Annotated in this window: 14 protein-coding genes; 11 read left to right on the forward strand and 3 right to left on the reverse strand. The window is 36.9% G+C overall.

Features of this window, described 5'->3' with window-relative positions:
- Position 1 precedes the first annotated feature (1 nt).
- Complete coding sequence (locus tag ACFQ39_RS12430; RefSeq protein ID WP_377179393.1) at positions 2–3,181, reverse strand: T9SS type B sorting domain-containing protein; 3,180 nt, start codon at positions 3,179–3,181, stop codon at positions 2–4.
- Positions 3,182–3,377: 196 nt separating this feature from the next.
- Here ACFQ39_RS12430 and ACFQ39_RS12435 point away from each other — a divergent pair, with 196 nt between their 5' ends.
- On the forward strand, positions 3,378–3,926 hold the full coding sequence (locus ACFQ39_RS12435) for a lipid-binding SYLF domain-containing protein (protein ID WP_377179395.1): 549 nt from the start codon (positions 3,378–3,380) through the stop codon (positions 3,924–3,926).
- A 20-nt stretch (positions 3,927–3,946) separates the two neighbouring features.
- Here the strand turns inward: ACFQ39_RS12435 and ACFQ39_RS12440 are convergent, their stop codons facing one another.
- Positions 3,947–4,723 (reverse strand): CDP-alcohol phosphatidyltransferase family protein, encoded by a 777-nt coding sequence (locus ACFQ39_RS12440; RefSeq protein WP_377179397.1) that lies wholly within the window; start codon positions 4,721–4,723, stop codon positions 3,947–3,949.
- 127 nt (positions 4,724–4,850) lie between these two features.
- Here ACFQ39_RS12440 and ACFQ39_RS12445 point away from each other — a divergent pair, with 127 nt between their 5' ends.
- Both ACFQ39_RS12445 and ACFQ39_RS12450 read left to right on the forward strand, forming a co-directional pair.
- A complete protein-coding gene (locus tag ACFQ39_RS12445) occupies positions 4,851–6,758 on the forward strand; it encodes a DNA topoisomerase IV subunit B (RefSeq protein WP_377179399.1) in 1,908 nt (635 codons plus the stop codon).
- Between the two features lie 20 nt (positions 6,759–6,778).
- The gene (locus ACFQ39_RS12450; RefSeq protein ID WP_377179401.1) at positions 6,779–9,457 is read left to right on the forward strand and encodes a DNA gyrase/topoisomerase IV subunit A; all 2,679 of its coding nucleotides are present in this window, start codon (positions 6,779–6,781) and stop codon (positions 9,455–9,457) included.
- Positions 9,458–9,464: 7 nt separating this feature from the next.
- Here the strand turns inward: ACFQ39_RS12450 and ACFQ39_RS12455 are convergent, their stop codons facing one another.
- Positions 9,465–10,040, reverse strand: a complete 576-nt coding sequence (locus tag ACFQ39_RS12455) for a non-canonical purine NTP diphosphatase (RefSeq protein ID WP_377179403.1) — start codon at positions 10,038–10,040, stop codon at positions 9,465–9,467.
- A gap of 71 nt (positions 10,041–10,111) precedes the next feature.
- On the opposite strand from ACFQ39_RS12455, the gene ACFQ39_RS12460 reads away from it, so the two are divergent.
- The 8 genes from ACFQ39_RS12460 to ACFQ39_RS12495 all read left to right on the forward strand — a co-directional run bounded on the left by ACFQ39_RS12460 (position 10,112) and on the right by ACFQ39_RS12495 (position 18,416).
- Positions 10,112–10,717, forward strand: a complete 606-nt coding sequence (locus ACFQ39_RS12460; protein WP_377179405.1) for a Crp/Fnr family transcriptional regulator — start codon at positions 10,112–10,114, stop codon at positions 10,715–10,717.
- Positions 10,718–10,973: 256 nt separating this feature from the next.
- A complete protein-coding gene (locus ACFQ39_RS12465) occupies positions 10,974–11,564 on the forward strand; it encodes a Crp/Fnr family transcriptional regulator (RefSeq protein ID WP_377179407.1) in 591 nt (196 codons plus the stop codon).
- Positions 11,565–11,655: 91 nt separating this feature from the next.
- Positions 11,656–12,243, forward strand: coding sequence for a Crp/Fnr family transcriptional regulator (locus ACFQ39_RS12470; RefSeq protein WP_377179409.1), 588 nt, complete (start codon positions 11,656–11,658; stop codon positions 12,241–12,243).
- A gap of 158 nt (positions 12,244–12,401) precedes the next feature.
- The gene (locus ACFQ39_RS12475; protein ID WP_377179411.1) at positions 12,402–14,261 is read left to right on the forward strand and encodes a DUF3604 domain-containing protein; all 1,860 of its coding nucleotides are present in this window, start codon (positions 12,402–12,404) and stop codon (positions 14,259–14,261) included.
- Positions 14,262–14,329: 68 nt separating this feature from the next.
- Positions 14,330–16,252 carry a DUF3604 domain-containing protein gene (locus tag ACFQ39_RS12480; protein WP_377179413.1) on the forward strand — a complete coding sequence of 641 codons (1,923 nt, stop codon included), beginning with the start codon at positions 14,330–14,332 and terminating at the stop codon, positions 16,250–16,252.
- 27 nt (positions 16,253–16,279) lie between these two features.
- Positions 16,280–17,059 (forward strand): hypothetical protein, encoded by a 780-nt coding sequence (locus ACFQ39_RS12485; RefSeq protein ID WP_377179415.1) that lies wholly within the window; start codon positions 16,280–16,282, stop codon positions 17,057–17,059.
- Between the two features lie 9 nt (positions 17,060–17,068).
- Complete coding sequence (locus ACFQ39_RS12490; protein ID WP_377179417.1) at positions 17,069–17,599, forward strand: carbohydrate porin; 531 nt, start codon at positions 17,069–17,071, stop codon at positions 17,597–17,599.
- 7 nt (positions 17,600–17,606) lie between these two features.
- On the forward strand, positions 17,607–18,416 hold the full coding sequence (locus tag ACFQ39_RS12495; protein ID WP_377179419.1) for a hypothetical protein: 810 nt from the start codon (positions 17,607–17,609) through the stop codon (positions 18,414–18,416).
- The last annotated feature ends 47 nt before the right edge of the window (positions 18,417–18,463 follow it).

Here is an 18,463-nt window from a genome sequence, read left to right on the forward strand (position 1 = left end):
CTTATCTAATTAAAGTAAAATGACCTTTGTACTCTCTATTATCTGATGTTTCATTTAACTTAATGACATACCAGTAATCTCCACTTGGCAAAGGTTTATTTTCATAATTACCATCCCAACTATATTGATTGCCCTTATAACTTTTTATCAGTCTTTGGTATCGATCAAAAATTTTCACACTAATATTTGGATAGATTTCAATGTTATAAGGATACCATTCATCGTTGATACCATCACCTTCAGGTGTAAAGAAATCAGGTATTTCTATATCTAAAAACTCTAAAAATGCCGTTTTCTCTTCAACACAACCCTTTTCATCTCTAACGTAAAAAGTATATTCCTTTGACTTTCTGATTCGCAAGACATTGTCTGAGCTAAAATTATTTGGACTATCAAAACTATATTCATAGCCGGGTTTACCTCCTGTTACCATAACAGTATATTCGTTGATAAATGTATTTTCAATGGTAAAATCTAAGGGGATATATTCCTCAACAAAAACCTCTGCCGGAATCCCGTTACAGCCGTATTCATTGTGCTTCACAGTAACGATATGATTCCCTTTTGGAACATTTTCGAATATGCCAGTGCTTTGATTGATTGATCCATCTAGGGTAAAAGTTACCAAACCATCATAAATAGGGTCTACAGAAGCTACAATCAAATTCCCTCCACTATCGCATGAAAAATCCGTAGTGGCTTCGAGTTTAAGATCTATTAAAGTGTTTATTGCAAAACTTTTGACGGTCTCACATACATTAAGGTCTTTTTCCTTTTTAATAATGACATTATATTCTCCTGCAACAAGGTTTCTAAATTCTGGTGAAGTTTGATAATTTGCCCCTCCATCAATACTATAAGTCACTTTATAACCTTGATCATTTGTCAGATTAATTGATATTTTCCCGTCATTATCTCCCGGACAAACGACATCCTCACTCGTAATTTCATAAAGAATTTCAGGATCAAAACCTACATCGACTGTCGTAATGGCAATACAACCATTTGCATCTTTTACAAAAACTTCATACGTTTTTTCTGTTGGAACAGAGAAAAGATCTTCGGTTTGGTAGGTGTTACCACCATCAATACTAAAAGTGTATGGCAGAGTTCCACCGGTACCCGCAGCTCTTATTTTTCCATTGAGTACATCACCATTACAGGTAGTCACATTATTGATCTTTACCGAAGAGGCCACTAACAAAGTAGGTTCTGCAATACTAAAAGGAGTAATGGTAAAGCAACCATCCGCTTTCTGTGATCGGACTTCATAATTACCAATATCTAATCCTGTAAAAGTATGCGTATCTGAACTGATCCCTATTTTTGAATCTATCACAGCACCATTTCTAAATAATTCGTAATTGTAAGCCGTAGAAGCTTCATTAATTTTAACCACAACCTTACCATCTGCACTATCTTTACAAAGTGCATCTACCGGTGTCAAGGTTACATCAAGTCCTAATACTGTCACTTTTCTGATGGTTTCAGTACAACCCGTTCTCCTTTGGGTTGCGGTATAAACACCAGGACCATTTACTGTTATTTCTTTAGTGTTGCCTATAACCTGACCTTGTGCATTTGTCCAGATATAAGTGTCGTAACCATCATCCCCGGAAAAAGTAAGTGTGTCATTACACAAATACAATTCACTATCAAAAGAACAAGAACTCGTATCCACAAATAGATCCATAGAACCTGCAGTTCCTAGCCCACAACCATTTATGGAATTAAAACCAGGTGTACCAGCGATATTCGTACCCGATTGTTCGCCGTCATAATAAGACTCTATGCTATTTTCTAATAGGTTCGTACAAGCGTCTGTATAGTCAAAACAATTGTTCGAAGCTGTTACTTGATATCTTATTTGATGGGGTTGTGACAACCCTTTCTTCTGAACTAAAGATTTATCTACATCAAATCTCAATTGTCTCGTTTGCGTATTGTAATTGGATGTCACTCCAGCTGGAAGCACAAGACTATTCTGATCTAAAGTAACATTGGATGGAATATTATTTAAAATATACGTGTTGGTTGCATTGTCTGTGCCTACATTTTCAAAGGTGATTTCATACCAAACTGTGGCTCCTAGAGGTACAGGCGAACTGTGTGTTATTTCATTTCCATTTGTATCTTCTACTCTGGTAACTACTTTTAAAACAGGTTCAATAATTTCTACAGCAAAGGTGTTTAGGAATGTCCAGATTTCATCACCGCTACTTTCAACCCTTACTGTAACACCCGTTTCATCATTACCCAATATACTGTTTCCAGCATTTAAAGTTGTCAGATCTATGATTTTTTGATCCCAGCTCAAAGAATTGGAACTGTTTAAATTTCTATTTGTGACTAGCGCGCCATCTATGGTAATTTTGCTGTTAAAAAAGTTGTCTTGGGTGTTTTCTGCATCGTACAAATAGGAAAAACTCGGTTTTGAATCCGCTCTAAAAGCCATTCTATCTCCGGTTAAACGAAGGTCACCCTCTAAGGCCGCAACTCCCACCCTTCCTTCAACAGGCGATGGCGCAGGGGGTGTTTTAAATCCGGTGTAATAAAATGATTCTGAGTTATTATTTCTGTCGACATGGTTAAACCCGTCAAAAGTTGAAATAAATTTTCTTGAATAGCTTGGACCTTCAATTACCAGCACTAAAGTCCAACCGGCAGCCATGTTCCTGCCTAAAGTAGACACCACATTGGCCACAAAATAAGATCCACTTTTGTTTGAACTATTCTTAACGATGGTGGTTACATCTTTGTAATAGATCACATCGTCTAAACTTACATCAGCCGTTATATTCTGATAACTCCCACCTGGTGTTTTAAATTTTACCTGATTCGCATTAGAATTTGAAGGGGCTAATACCGAACCCCAATACAAGCCTGCATAGACAATTCTATCACAACTCGCCAAATTGAAATCTGCACTACTTGAGCTAAAGGTACTCGGGTCATTATCTATATCCACATAGACCATGTCGAAATCATTATTGATTCCAGTACCGTTATAAGGCATATTTGGGCTATTGTTTAATATAGCATTTCCTATCATGGTGAGATCACCGTTTATCCCAACATTCTCATAGCGCTTTTGAAACGGTACTATTGTTTGGGAGAAACCCTGTGTATAAAATAAAATGCATGCTAAAATTAGCCCCCAGTTTAATTTGAATAGTTTCATATTCCTTTTTAATATGGCCTTAAGCCGTTAATAGTTTTTAATACTCAGGGGGAGGATTTACTAAAACGATTAGGAATCGTCCATATTTAACTTAAATTTTAGAAAAAAATTGTTTTATGTTAAAATTATTTACAAAATGTAATTCTAGTAAGTCTTTTAAAAAACTTATATTTATGATGTTTTAAAAATATATATCATGAATCAATTAACTCAACAATTTAAGCGGACCTTTTTCTTTATGATGTGTTTAATTGCACCCTTGGCAATGAATGCTCAAGTTGGTGGCTGGAAACCTGAATTAACGAAAGAAGCACAAGCTGCAATTTCAGAAATCGAAAAAGATTATCCCAATCTAAAAGACAACATCAAAAAAGCCTATGGTTATGCCATTTTCCCTAAAATAACCAAAGCCGGATTAGGTGTTGGCGGTGCAGGTGGAAAAGGAGTTGTTTATCAAGGTGGTAAAATTACCGGAGAAGCTACTATGTCTCAGGCTTCTATAGGATTGCAAGCGGGCGGTCAACAATACAGCGAAATTATTTTCTTTGAAAACAAAGAGGCTTATGATCATTTTACCAATGGTAAATTAAAATTTGACGGACAGGCATCTGCTGTGGCTTTAGAGAAAGGAGCATCTATTGATGTTGCTTACAAAGATGGTGTGGCTGTTTACACAAAAGCAATTGGCGGATTAATGTTTGAGGCTTCTCTTGGAGGACAGCATTTCAAGTTTAAGGCAAAATAATAACACACTTAATAATTATATCACTCCGGTCTTTTGATCGGAGTTTTTTTTGTGCTATTCTCAAGGACAGAAAATAGAATATAAATTGCTATGATGATGGGTATAGCAACAAATTGGAGGGTCGCCACCAGAAAGATACTTACAACAAGAAAAATATATTTCGTTTGATTGGTCTTCCAACCATAATTTTTGAATTTTAATGAAAACATGGGCAATTCAGAATTCATAAGCACGGCACCAATTAAGGTAATTACGACTAAAGTTATGGGCGATTGAAAAAATCGAACAAAATACATCTGCTCAGAATAATGATAAATTAACGGAATGGATGCGACCAGTAATGAAAGAGCCGGTGTAGCTAAACCAATAAATGAATCTGTCTGGCGCTCATCTATATTAAATTTAGCTAACCGCATGGCTGAAGCCAAAGGAATAATAAATCCCAAATAAGGTAAAAAGTAATATCTGTTCTCGGCGAAAGATTGCCAATTCTCTGAAGAAGCATTTAATTCGCCAAACCAAGAACCATTTTGTGCAAAAATGATCAACTGAAACATGATAAAACCAGGTGCTATACCCGAAGTAACCACATCTGCCAACGAATCCAATTCTTTTCCAAAATCTCCTCCTACCTTTAACAATCGGGCAAAATAACCATCAAAAAAATCAAAGAAAATACCTAACAAAATAAAAAAAGACGCAGCGAGCAGCTTATCATTTAAACACATTAACACAGACAAAATACCACATAGCATATTGGCCAATGTGATCATATTTGGAATGTTCTTTTTGATCATTTTACTATTGATTTTAAAGTAAAAGTAGGAAATTCCCTTTTGATAGTACTGTTAATAAAAAAAAATGATTACTTTTTATTTTTTATAGGTTATTATTACTTTAGCGCTCAGCAAATCCCATATTTTAATGGCAAATCAGACATCATATACCGAAGAAAACATACGTTCTCTCGATTGGAAAGAACATATCCGCATGAGGCCCGGTATGTACATAGGAAAACTGGGAGATGGTTCATCACCCGACGACGGTATTTACATATTGATCAAAGAAGTCATTGATAATTCTATCGATGAATTTGTAATGGGCAGTGGTAAAACCATTGAAGTGAACATTAAAAACAACCGAGTAAGTGTGCGCGATTTCGGTCGCGGAATACCCTTGGGTAAAGTGGTTGATGTTGTCTCAAAAATGAATACCGGAGGTAAATATGACTCCAAAGCCTTTAAAAAATCCGTTGGATTAAACGGAGTTGGTACCAAAGCAGTGAACGCGCTTTCCAGCGAGTTTCGCGTGCAATCTATTCGCGATGGAAAAACCAAAGTAGCAGAATTTTCTGCAGGTGAACTCATCAATGAAGAAGCTGAACAAGCTTCAAGCTCACGTAAGGGAACTAAAATTTCTTTTGTACCTGACAATTCAATTTTCCCACATTATAAGTACCGACAAGAATACGTGGCGAAAATGATGAAGAATTATGTCTATCTGAATCGAGGTTTAGCCATTATTTATAATGATGAAAAGTTCGAATCTGAAAATGGTTTAAAAGATCTTTTAGACGAGAACATCAAAGAAGAAGAAAAATTGATCCCGATTATTCATTTAATTGGTGAAGATATTGAAGTAGCTATTACCTACAGCAATAATCAGTATAGCGAAGAATACCATTCTTTTGTAAACGGACAGCATACCACCCAAGGCGGTACGCACCAAAATGCATTTAGGGAAGCTTTGGTAAAAACGATCAGAGAGTTTTTTAATAAAAATTATGAAGCTTCCGATATAAGAAAATCTATTGTCTCCGCTATTTCGATCAAAGTGATGGAGCCCGTCTTCGAAAGTCAGACCAAAACCAAGTTGGGATCTACTGAAATGGGTGGAGATCTTCCTTCGGTTAGAGCCTTTGTCACTGATTTTTTAAAACAAAATCTCGACAACTATTTACATAGAAATCCTGAGGTCGCAGAAAAAATTCAAAGAAAAATTCTTCAGGCAGAAAAAGAACGCAGCGAATTATCAGGGATTAGAAAATTGGCCCGTGAAAGAGCAAAAAAGGCCAGCCTGCACAATAAAAAACTTCGTGACTGCAGGATACATCTCAACGATATGAAAGCAGAAAATCGTTTAGAAACAACCCTTTTCATTACGGAGGGAGACTCTGCGAGCGGATCGATCACAAAATCGAGAAGTGTGAATACACAAGCTGTTTTTAGTTTAAAAGGAAAACCGCTAAACTCTTATGGATTAACAAAAAAGATCGTATACGAAAACGAAGAATTTAACCTGTTACAAGCCGCTTTAAATATTGAAGATGGCATTGAAAATCTGAGATATAATAACATTGTTATAGCAACAGATGCCGACGTAGATGGGATGCATATCAGGTTATTACTCATTACTTTCTTCTTACAGTTCTTCCCAGAAATTATCAAAGAAGGGCATTTACATATTTTGGATACCCCGTTGTTTAGGGTGAGAGATAAAAAAGAAACAATTTATTGTTACAGTGAAACAGAAAAACAAGAAGCGATAAAAAAACTTAGGGGCAAGCCTGAGATTACCCGTTTTAAAGGTTTGGGTGAGATTTCTCCTAATGAATTCAGTCATTTTATCGGTGACGATATTCGGCTCGATCCTGTGATGCTCGACAAGGAAACTTCTATTGATAAATTGTTGAGTTTCTATATGGGGAAAAATACACCTCAGAGGCAAAAGTTTATCATTAATAATTTAAAAGTAGAGTTAGATCTTGTAGAAAAAGAAGAGAAAGAAAAGGAAATCATGGCTAAAAACGATCTGTTAACTACGAATATTTAATTGAACTGCTGTAGATAAATATGGAAGAGAAAGATAATTTTGACGATCAAATAGAGGACAGTTCTTTAGAAGAAGATCTAGATGATAAGGCATACAACGACGAAGTTGTTGGCAGTGATGACCTCACGAAAGTAACGGGCATGTACCAAGATTGGTTCTTAGATTATGCTTCGTATGTGATTCTGGAAAGAGCGGTGCCCGCCATCGATGACGGCTTTAAACCGGTTCAGCGCAGAATCATGCATTCTATGAAGGATCTTGACGATGGCCGTTACAATAAGGTAGCAAACATTGTAGGCCATACCATGCAATATCATCCTCACGGAGATGCAAGTATCGGTGATGCACTTGTTCAGCTCGGACAAAAGGAGTTGCTCATTGATATGCAGGGAAACTGGGGTAATATTCTTACAGGAGACGGCGCTGCAGCACCCAGGTATATCGAGGCTCGATTATCTAAATTTGCCTTGGAAGTTGTTTTTAATCCGAAAACAACAGAATGGCAAGCTTCCTATGATGGAAGAAAAAAAGAACCGGTTGATTTACCGGTAAAATTCCCTTTATTATTGGCACAAGGTGGTGAAGGAATTGCGGTGGGATTATCAACAAAAATTCTTCCACATAACTTCAACGAACTTATCGACGCTTCTATTAAAATCTTAAAAGGTCAATCGGTAAAGATCTATCCCGATTTTTTGACAGGTGGAATAATAGATGTCAGCAATTACAACGACGGGAAAAAAGGCGGTAAAATAAGGGTTCGGGCAAAAATTTCTCAGTTCGACAAAAATACTTTAGCGATTACAGAGGTACCCTTTGGCACCACAACCTCTAGTTTGATCGAATCTATCCTAAAAGCCAATGAAAAAGGAAAAATCAAGATCAAAAAGATTGAGGATAATACAGCGGAATTTGTAGAAATATTGGTTCACCTCCCAAGCGGCGTATCTCCAGATAAAACCATTGATGCTTTATATGCTTTTACGAGCTGTGAAATGTCTATTTCACCACTCTGTTGTGTGATCGAAAACAATAAACCTATTTTTATTGGTGTTTCACAGGCCCTTAAATATTCCACAGATCATACCCTACATTTATTAAAAAGTGAACTGGAAATTGAACTGGGTGAGCTGCAGGAACAATGGCATTATTCATCGCTAGAACGCATTTTTATTGAAAATAGAATTTACCGGGATATCGAAGAAGAAGAAACTTGGGAAGGGGTAATTTCTGCCATTGATACAGGCCTTAAGCCTCATACAAAGCATTTAAAAAGAGCTGTAACCGAAGAGGATATTGTCAGACTAACCGAAATAAGAATCAAGCGTATTTCTAAATTTGATTTAGATAAGGCGGGCCAACATATCGCATCCCTTGAAGAACAAATTGCCCAAGTGAAATACCATTTGGAAAATTTGATCGATTTTGCCATCAACTATTTTAAAAATCTAAAAACCAAATACGGTAAAGGAAGAGAAAGGAAATCTGAAATTCGAGTATTTGATGACATTGTGGCGACAAAAGTCGTTTTAAGGAACGAAAAATTATACGTGAACCGAGAAGAAGGATTTGTAGGACTCTCCTTGAAAAAAGATGAATACGTAGCTGATTGTTCTGATATAGACGATATCATCGTTTTCAGGCAAGACGGTAAAATGATGGTAACCAAAGTCGACGCAAAAACCTTTGTCGGTAAAAACATTATTCACGCAGCTGTTTTCAAGAAAAACGATAAACGCACCGTGTATAATCTCATCTATCGAGATGGCAAAAACGGTCCTTCTTATGTCAAACGATTTTCTGTAACAGGTATCACAAGGGATAAAGAATATGACCTCACAAATGGTACCGATCAATCTCAAATCCTGTACTTTTCTGCAAATCCCAATGGCGAAGCAGAAACGGTAACTATCCTTTTGAGGGCTTTGCAAAGGATAAAAAAGATAAAATGGGATATCGATTTTGCCGATATTCTTATCAAAGGTAGAAGCAGTAAGGGTAACCTCGTTACTAAATTTCCTGTCAAAAAAATTGAATTGAAAGAAAAAGGAATTTCGACCTTAAAACCGAGAAAAATTTGGTTTGACAATACAGTGCAAAGATTGAATGTGGATGAACGAGGAGATTTACTCGGCGAATTTACAGCGGAGGACAGATTGCTCATCATCAATCAATCTGGTGTTGCCAAAACAATTACACCCGAACTTACTACGCATTTTGATGATGACATGATCATCCTTGAAAAATGGAATCCAAATAAGCCCATATCTGTTATTTATTTCGAAGGTGAAAAGGAAAGGTATTATGTAAAGCGGTTTATGATCGAACATCCCAATAAAGAAGAAGTGTTTATCTCTGATCACCCAAAGACTCAATTACAAATCGTAGCTACGGATTACAGACCTGTGGCGGAAGTAATTTTTTCTAAAAAATCACTAGAAAAAATTGAAGTTAATTTTGAAGAATTTATTTCAATTAAAGGTATAAAATCACTTGGAAACCAATTAACTACAGAAAAAATAAAAGATGTTATTTTGTTAGAACCCCTTCCGTATGAGGAACCTCAGTTAAATGAGGTCGAGGTAATTGATGAAGAAATTGTAGATGACCAATCTGAAGCAAAAAGCGAAAAGCAAAAACATGCTGAAGGCGATTCGGATACTGACTTTGAAGAAGACGGACAAACAAAATTATTTTAATACGACCTTATTGATTTTCTTTTAGAAAATGGACTAATTTTTGAATGGCCAGACCTCGATGCGAAATTTTTCCTTTGTCATCAAGGTTCATTTCTGCAAAAGTCTGTTCAAAACCTGTAGGTTGAAAAACGGGATCATAGCCAAAACCTTGTTTTCCTCTGTTTTCTTCAATGATCTTTCCTTTGCACACACCTTCAAAAAGAAATTGTTCTTTACCCAGATTAAGGGCAATCACAGTTCTAAAAGCAGCATTTCGATTCTTGGCGCCTTGCATTTCTTTTAATAATTTTTTCACATTGTCTTCATACGTGACCTTTTTTCCTGCATAGCGTGCAGAAAAGACACCAGGCGCACCGTTGAGCCACTCCACCTCCAATCCTGTATCGTCAGCAAAACAATCATAACCATAATTAGTTTGTACATAATCTGCTTTTAACTTTGCATTGCCTTCTAATGTCAGTTCTGTCTCTTCAATGTCTTCATCACAGCCGATATCCTTGAGACTTAAAATTTGAACAGCGGGCATCAAACTTCTTATTTCTTGTAATTTGTGCATGTTGTTAGAAGCAAAAACTAATTTCATTGGTTTTATTCGTATTTTTAACAAAGTTAAATTTTTAACCCGACAAAATCACAAGGACCAACAAATCTTGAATGGATAAACAATTTAAAAAAATCGTCAAAGAAATTAGGGTTCATTATCCTGAACTCAGCGATGAATCTGCTGAAATTTTTTTAAAAAACGCCACCTATGTTCAACACAAGAATAAAGAGACTATTCTCACCTCAGAACTTTCTTCCACTCATTCTTTCCTCGTAGTTAAAGGTTGTGCTAAAGGGTATTATATCGATAAGAACAAACAAGAAAAAATTGTTGTTTTGGTGGCCGAAGGAGATTTTGGAGGAGATTCAACGGCCTTGTTCAACCATCAAGCAGCCAAATTAACATTTGAAAGTATTGGAAAAACAAATGTGATTGTCTTTAATTTTAGTGAACTGGAATCCATATCAAATCAAAACAAGGAGTTAGGTCAATTATATGTCCAAAGTTTAAAAAGAACGATCGCCATTCTCACAGAAAGAATAGATTCGATGATCAATATGACGCATGAAGAGCGTTATATTGACCTTTTAGAAAAGAATCCGCTCTTTTTAAAGTCGGTTTTTGATAAACATATTGCTAATTACATCGGTATTACACCTGTTTCTCTATCTAGAATCATCAAACGTGTTGAAGAAAATCAAGTGAAACAATCCTAAAACTTAAACAAAATATTTTTTTTTCAAAAAATTTCATTTTTTACTCATATAATTAACATATGTTAACTTTTTTACGCAATAAATGCTGTATCATTGTACTATCAACTAAGTTAAACCTAAGTTTTTTGTTATTAAACCCTCAAAAAATGGAAAGATTATCCCCCGATCTTTTCATTTTTTTTTGGTCTACACCGATCTGTTTTTTAAAAATCATTTAAAATTCCTATTTTGCATAGGTTTAGTTGATTAAAAAATCTTGGGTTTAACTAAGGATCAAATAGAAGAATTGCTTCAAAAGCATTGTCCTACATTAGGTAAGAATGACCGTATTGCCTTTATGGAGCAGACCGAGTATGCTCATTTTGAAAGTAAAGAGGTTATTTTAGATAATAGTCTGCGCCAGAAACAAGCTTTTATAATTCTTAAAGGGTCTATTCGCGGTTATTTTTTTGACGGAAATGGGGAAGAACGAAATATTATACTAAGGTCTGAAGGTGTTTTTACCGGTGATGCAAATGTTCTCTTTTTAAATGAACCGAAGAAAACTATTTTTGAGGCCATTGCTCCTACCGATGTGCTCATTATAGATTTCCTGAAATTTGAAAAAATGATTTGGGAAAATGAAGGTTTGATGAAATTATACATCAATGTCTTAAAAGATGCCGTTACCGTATTAACCTACCGGGTCAATTCTATGGTAAGTATGAGTAATGAAGAGCGGTACCTTGATTTACTCAAGAAAAATCCTTCCTTTTTAAAAGATTCTTTTAATAAACACATTGCCAATTACTTAGGCATCACCCCCGTTTCGCTTTCCAGGATTATCGCAAGATTAAAAAGCAAATAGTTTAAGGGCAATTTTACCCCATTTAATGTTTCATTCAAATTGACTGCTCCAAATTAATTAATTTCGTAATATGCATAAATAATGAAAACCAATGGTATTCCCTCAAGACATTGAAAACAAAATTCTCGCATTATTTCCCTATCTCAGCAAAGAAGAACTAGATACTTTTTTACATATTACTTCTATAGAGACTTTTGTGCCAAAAAGCAATATTCCCGTTTACATTTCAAATTCGAAAAAAGCTTTTTTTATTTTAAAAGGCTCTGTAAGAGGCTATGTCATCGATCAAAAATTTCAAGAAAGGGATATCATTTTAAGGTCTGAGGGTATTTTCTTATCCGACCCCGACATGATCTTTGGCAACAAAAAACCCAATATTACCTTTGAAGCCTTGCAAGAACTGCAATTGCTAATTTTTGATTTCGATGAATTTGAACAATTGGCTTATGAAAATAGGAATATTTTGAACATGTACCTGGATATTTTAAAAGAGAATTTGCTCACTACCAGAAACAGGTTAAACGATATGATACTCTTAAGTAGTGAAGAATATTATTTAAAATTGCTGGAGGCAAATCCACTATTTTTAGAACAGGCACAGAAAAAGCACGTTGCGAACTTCCTTGGCATTACACCGGAATCCTTATCTAGATTGATTAAAAGGTTAAAAAATAGTTAATTGACTATGATAATTCTAACAAAACCTGCTTTCAATTACCATAAAATGACACTTAACCATCGTCAATTTTTAAATGATAAAATCTTTTTAATTTAGTCATACAACAAATTATCTACTAAATAGATAGAATTTAAATCTAATTAAACCTGCCATCCCCCATGAAAAAACAGTTCTATGGTTTTTTATTGGTTATTTTATTGTTGAGCTGTGCTCAAGCAAAAAAAGAAGACCAACATCAATCAACTTTAGAAGAATCAGAGATTTCTGATCCTTCCGACGAAATTATCTCAAACCCATTAAAAGAGGCTTATTTCGGAGAAACACACTTACACACAGCTTATTCTTTAGATGCTTATTTGGGAGGAACACGCCTCCTTCCATCAGATGCCTATCGCTTTGCCAAAGGTGAAGAAGTAGAAGTCAACGGAGAAAAAATTAAAATAAGTAAACCTTTAGATTTTTGCGCCGTTACAGATCATGCCGAATATTTGGGAGAAATGTATGCTAATTTCACTCCTGGTTCTCCCGGCTATGACAATGAAAAATTGGTAGAATTGAGAAGTCTTACCGAATACGAAATAAGAGAGCAATGGTTTTTTAAATATGTGGTAAGTGTAAATCGAGGAAATGTTCCTCAACATACTTCTTTTTATCCCGGAGAAGAAGCGGTGAAAAACGGTTGGAAAAATATCATCCAAGCAGCGGAAGACCATTATATTCCCGGAAAATTCACCACGATTCCCGCCTTTGAATGGAGTGCGGCTCCCGGTGGAGGAAACCTGCATAGAAATGTTTTTTTTAGAGACACCAATGTACCAGATATTGTACCGGGTTATGCCGACATCAATCGTGAAGAAGAATTGTGGGAATGGATGAAAGGGTTGGAAGAACAAGGGATGCAGGTCATTGCGGCTCCACACAATTCTAATGCGAGTAAAGGCATGATGTTTTCATCGAAAGATTCGAAAGGAGACCCCATTGATCTTGAATATGCCACCATGAGAAATCGTTTTGAGCCACTTATTGAAATGATGCAAATCAAAGGAAATTCTGAGGTGCATGCCCAATTTTGGACAAATGATGAATTCGCTGATTATGAAAATGCAAATTCGATTCAGGATTATAGCGATAGAAAATTTTCTAAAGGTGATTTTGTGCGTTCGGGTCTTATAAAAGGATTGGCTTACGAAAAGGAGTTGGGTGTAAATCCCTATCAATACGGTTTCATCGGTGGTACAGATAACCATAATGGAACACCCAGCAATCTTACCGAATCTAACTTCAAAATAGGTAGCCATGGTTCTGCCGATGGTTCTATCGAAAGAAGAAGAACAGGTGAAGTGGGTGGCTGGATCAAAGGCGTAGACCTTACCCCCGGAGCGCTTACAGGAGTTTGGGCGCCTCGGAATACCAGAGAGGACATATGGGATGCCATGAAAAATAAGGAAGTTTTTGCCACCAGCGGCACACGTTTAAAAGTGCGGTTCTTTGGAGGTTTTAATTTAGATGAAAATCCGGAAAATTATGAAAGCCTTGTCGCAAATGGTTATGAAAAAGGAGTAGCCATGGGTCAAACCTTAAAAAAAGGGAATGGATCTCCCCTTTTTTACGTTTGGGCACTCAAGGACCCTGATCAAGCCAATTTAGATAGAATACAGATCATCAAAGGATGGGTGACTGCCAGTGGCGAGATGAAGGAAAAGATCATCGATGTGGTTTGGTCTGGAGATAGAAAAAAGGATAGCCAGGGGAAATTGGAAAGTGTTGGAAATACAGTGGATCTAAAAAAGGCCACCTACACGAATACCATAGGTGCTTCTACCTTAATGGGTACCTGGAAAGACACAGAATTTGATCCTACCCTTCACACTACCTATTATGTTCGTGTCATAGAAATACCCACACCCAGATGGTCTACCTATGATGCAGTCCGAGCCGGAATTCCATTGTTGGATGGCGTAAAGAGTACCATTCAAGAGAGAGCTTGGTCTAGCCCTATTTGGTATCGTCCGAATTAATTTTTAAAGCTATTTAGATCAATATGAACATTAAATAGATCACCTAATCAAACTTAATTCTAGTCAATATGAAATCATCTTTTTTTTCTTCCATTTGTGTATTATTCATGGCTCCTCTGCTAATTGTATCTTGTAAAAAAGAGAATACAACCGTACAAGAAACTACCTCCCTATCAGATTCTACGGAGCTTGCCCAGGATCTCATCAAACCGCCTTATTTCGAAAACAAACAGGTTTTTTGGGGAGATACACATTTTCATACATCAATATCCGGTGACGCTTTTGGAGGGGGTACCAGACTCACCCCTGAAGATTCATATAGATTAGCCATTGGTGAAAAGATCAAATCGAATACAGGACAGGAAGTACAACTGGTACGGCCATTAGACTTTTTAGCCATCTCAGATCATGCTGAAGGATTTGGTAGCTTTAATGAAATTGTAAAAGGCAACCCGATCATGCTGGAAGATCCTATAGCGAAAGAATGGTACGACTTGTTGCAAGAAGGCAGCAAAGAAGCCAACCAAAAACTGGCTGTTGGGATTCCTGAAGCCCTGGCTTCAGGCAATTTACCGGAGCCTGTTACCAATCCGGAAAAAGCTATACCCATGTTGCGCAACAGTTGGCAGGAATATACTGCCACGGCTGAAAAATATAATAAGCCTGGGAAATTCACCACCATCATTGCCTATGAGTGGACATCTGTTCCAGGTGGTAATAATTTACACCGGAACATCATGTTTAGAGACGGCAAAGATAAGGCCGACCAAATTCTCCCCTTTTCTGCCCTACAAAGTGAAGACCCGGAAAAACTATGGGAATTTATGGAAAATTATGAGCAAAAAACCGGAGGCAGGATGCTCGCCATTCCTCATAATGGAAATCTTTCCGGTGGCCTTATGTTTTCTCCAAATGACTTTGAAGGTAAACCGATAGACGCAGAATATGTTGCACAAAGAGCCAAATGGGAACCCCTTTACGAGATCATGCAGATCAAAGGAGCTGGAGAAACGCATCCTTTAATTTCAACCAAAGATGAATTTGCCAATTATGGGATCACAGGTTGGGATCAGGGAAATCTTACGCTGGATGTTCTAACGACTCCTGAACAGAGAAAATATCAATATGCCAGAAAAGCTTTGCTCGATGGGATGATCTACAAAGATAAGTTGGGTGCCAACCCATTTCAATTTGGCATCGTTGGAGCTACTGATACCCATACGGGAATCGTTTCAGGTGATGAAGATAATTGGTGGGGAAAACACATTTCATCAGAACCATCAGCTGAGCGCGTTGGAGAAATAACCAAAGTAAATAATGGTGAAACCAGATACGGCTGGCATTATTTAGCCGGGGGTTATTCGGCTGTCTGGGCAACAGAAAATACAAGAACAGCGCTTTGGGATGCCATGAAACGAAAAGAAACCTACGGAACCACAGGTACCCGTATTGTGCTAAGAGTGTTTGGTGGATATGACTTTTCAATGTCAGATTTCGACGGTGATTTTGTAAAAGCAGGTTATGAAAAGGGTGTACCTATGGGAGGTAATTTGGCTTTCTCTAATAAGGCTCCTCAGTTATTGATCCACGCAACAAAAGATCCAAATTGGGCAAACCTAGACCGTATTCAGGTCGTAAAAGGTTGGGTCGAAAATGGCATAGGAAAAGAAAAGGTTTATGATGTGGCCTGGTCTGGCGACAGAAAAATAGGATCTGACGGCAAGTTACCTGCCGTGGGAAATACGGTAGACCTTAAAACAGCGACCTACACCAATAATATAGGCGCTTCAGAATTAAAGACAGTTTGGGAAGATCCTGATTTTCAACCCAATCAAAATGCTTTTTATTATGTCAGGGTTTTGGAAATTCCATCCCCTACATGGCAATTATATGATGTTGTGAAATACAATATTACAGATGTTCCAAAAGCCGCACCAATGACACAACAAGAAAGGGCATGGTCTAGTCCGATATGGTACGAATCTAAATAATCATTGTTTTACACTACAGCCCCCACTATGAACAAAATAAAGCTATGTATCATTTTCACAATGATATGTTTTCACAGCCTATTTGCCCAAGATGGCGAGTTACAAGCGTCTGTAGATACTAATTATGTTGATGACGGCCAAGCACTTAAAGAAAGAAAAACATTAACCGGAAACTGGGGAGGTCTCAGAACAGATTTAAAAGAAAATGGCTTTATTTTTAAAGCGAGTCTGACCAACTTTTACCAGGGAATGGTAAATGGTGATGGAAACAATGATTTTGAATTTGGAAGTAAATTTGGATTTACGACCATTTTAAATGGTGAAAAGATCGGCTTATGGAAAGGTTTCTTTGCCATTGCCCGTATGGAATACAATATGGGGCAAAGCGTAAATGGCAGAGGCGGAACTCTCTTGCCTGTAAACATGGCTTTGTATTTACCCGGAATTGATGGCGCAGACCGCTGGGATATGAATTTTTATTTTATTCAATTCTTATCTCAAACCGATAAGGTGGTTTTTGGTAAGATCAACAACATCGATTTGAGTAATTTCTCTACGTTTAACGGGGGCTTAGGGGTACGTAATTTTTACCACAATGCCATGGTTTCTCCACCAAACGCAATTACCGTTCCCTATGTTTTTGGAGCCTATTATATGTCGAGTAATGAAAATAGAGATCTCACCCTGGCCTTTTATGATGCCAATAGCCGTGTCAATAAAATGGGCTTTGGAGATTTGTTTGAAGATGGAGTTACCTTTTTTGGTTCATACAATTTTGTGACACATTTTTTTGGTAAAAAAGGTTAGCAAGGAGTTATGGGTGCTTACAGCACAAAAGATGTAAGAAATACGGATGATTTGGAAGACTTCTTTCCACCTACAGGAAATTATATTGGAGAAAAAAGTAACCGTTGGTCTGCGACCTATTTTTTTGAGCAAACACTTTTTGAACATGAGGAAAACAACAAACAAACGTTTGGTGTTTTTGGGACCCTCGGGATCACTGACGGAAAAGGATCCGTCTCAGATCATTTCTTTACACTAGGCGTGGGTGGCAACAGTCCCTTTAAAAACAGGATGCATGACCAATGGGGTATTGGCTATTTTCATTATTCATTATCAGACGGTTTAAATGAATTAAATATTCCGAGTATTCCGGGTGTTTATCCAGGTTTTGGCATGAGTAGTGCCGAAGCAGGTTTTGAAGGTTTCTATGAATATTATTTTACCCCATGGTTTACCTTGGGGGCTGATATTCAGTTCATTTCTCCTGGAATTGAAAAGTATAATGGTTTAAGCAATACCGGTGTAACCTTTTTAGGATTTCGAAGTATGATTAAATTTTAGACATTCTATGATAAAATATTGCACATACTTTTTGTTGAGCTTTATTATTTCTTCAAGACTTTTTGCCCAGAATTCGGAAGAAAGCGATGTAGCCGGTGCAGCACAAAATGCAACCAATCCTTTGGCTTTTGTGACCAAATTACAAGTTCAACCCAATTATACCATTAAAGATAATGGCGGTGATCAGTTGATTTTGATCAGTAGAATTATACAACCCACAAAAAGTATCGGACTCCCTTTTATCAAAAGCAAAGACCCTTCTAAGGTGTACAGTATTTACCGACTAGAAGTTCCGGTGATTAGTCAGACAATGCCCAATTCGGAATTCGATGCCACGGGTTTGTCTGATCTTATTTTGGTTGATGTGATTGCTTTTAAAACAAAAATTGGATTGTTGGGTATTGGTCCATCACTTATACTGCCTACTGCCAACTCAGATTACCTAGGGAGCGGCAAATGGAGCGCAGGTGCCGCCGGAGTGATCATGACCAAAGCTTTTGGATTAACTGTTGGAGTTCTCGGTCAACAATATTTTTCGTTTGCCGGAGATACCGACAGAGCCGATCAGAATTTTATGTTATTTCAACCTATTGTCACAAAGATTTTCAAAGAAGGCTATTTCATGAACTTTTCACCTATCATGAAATTCGATTGGGAAAATAACGATTACAATATCCCATTAGGTGTAAATTTCGGTAAAGCATTTGCCAAAAATCTATCTATGTTTATAGGAGGTGAATATGTTATTAGTGGCCCCGGACAAGGTGATTTTACGATCAGACTAAATATCAATGCCATGTTTGCACCAGCGAATTAATGGTATCTTACATATTTATTCCATAAAAAAACTTCAATTGTAGGTCT

Origin of the sequence: Namhaeicola litoreus, from assembly GCF_042679565.1 — a bacterium.
In the GTDB taxonomy this organism is placed as follows: Bacteria; Bacteroidota; Bacteroidia; order Flavobacteriales; family Flavobacteriaceae; genus Namhaeicola; species Namhaeicola litoreus.

Bases quoted from the DNA above. Each gene is read 5' to 3' on its own strand.
- ACFQ39_RS12430 (WP_377179393.1), bottom strand. From the start codon at position 3,181: ATGAAACTATTCAAATTAAACTGGGGGCTAATTTTAGCATGCATTTTA.
- ACFQ39_RS12435 (WP_377179395.1), top strand. From the start codon at position 3,378: ATGAATCAATTAACTCAACAATTTAAGCGGACCTTTTTCTTTATGATG.
- ACFQ39_RS12440 (WP_377179397.1), bottom strand. From the start codon at position 4,723: ATGATCAAAAAGAACATTCCAAATATGATCACATTGGCCAATATGCTA.
- ACFQ39_RS12445 (WP_377179399.1), top strand. From the start codon at position 4,851: ATGGCAAATCAGACATCATATACCGAAGAAAACATACGTTCTCTCGAT.
- ACFQ39_RS12450 (WP_377179401.1), top strand. From the start codon at position 6,779: ATGGAAGAGAAAGATAATTTTGACGATCAAATAGAGGACAGTTCTTTA.
- ACFQ39_RS12455 (WP_377179403.1), bottom strand. From the start codon at position 10,040: ATGAAATTAGTTTTTGCTTCTAACAACATGCACAAATTACAAGAAATA.
- ACFQ39_RS12460 (WP_377179405.1), top strand. From the start codon at position 10,112: ATGGATAAACAATTTAAAAAAATCGTCAAAGAAATTAGGGTTCATTAT.
- ACFQ39_RS12470 (WP_377179409.1), top strand. From the start codon at position 11,656: ATGGTATTCCCTCAAGACATTGAAAACAAAATTCTCGCATTATTTCCC.
- ACFQ39_RS12475 (WP_377179411.1), top strand. From the start codon at position 12,402: ATGAAAAAACAGTTCTATGGTTTTTTATTGGTTATTTTATTGTTGAGC.
- ACFQ39_RS12480 (WP_377179413.1), top strand. From the start codon at position 14,330: ATGAAATCATCTTTTTTTTCTTCCATTTGTGTATTATTCATGGCTCCT.
- ACFQ39_RS12485 (WP_377179415.1), top strand. From the start codon at position 16,280: ATGAACAAAATAAAGCTATGTATCATTTTCACAATGATATGTTTTCAC.
- ACFQ39_RS12490 (WP_377179417.1), top strand. From the start codon at position 17,069: ATGGGTGCTTACAGCACAAAAGATGTAAGAAATACGGATGATTTGGAA.
- ACFQ39_RS12495 (WP_377179419.1), top strand. From the start codon at position 17,607: ATGATAAAATATTGCACATACTTTTTGTTGAGCTTTATTATTTCTTCA.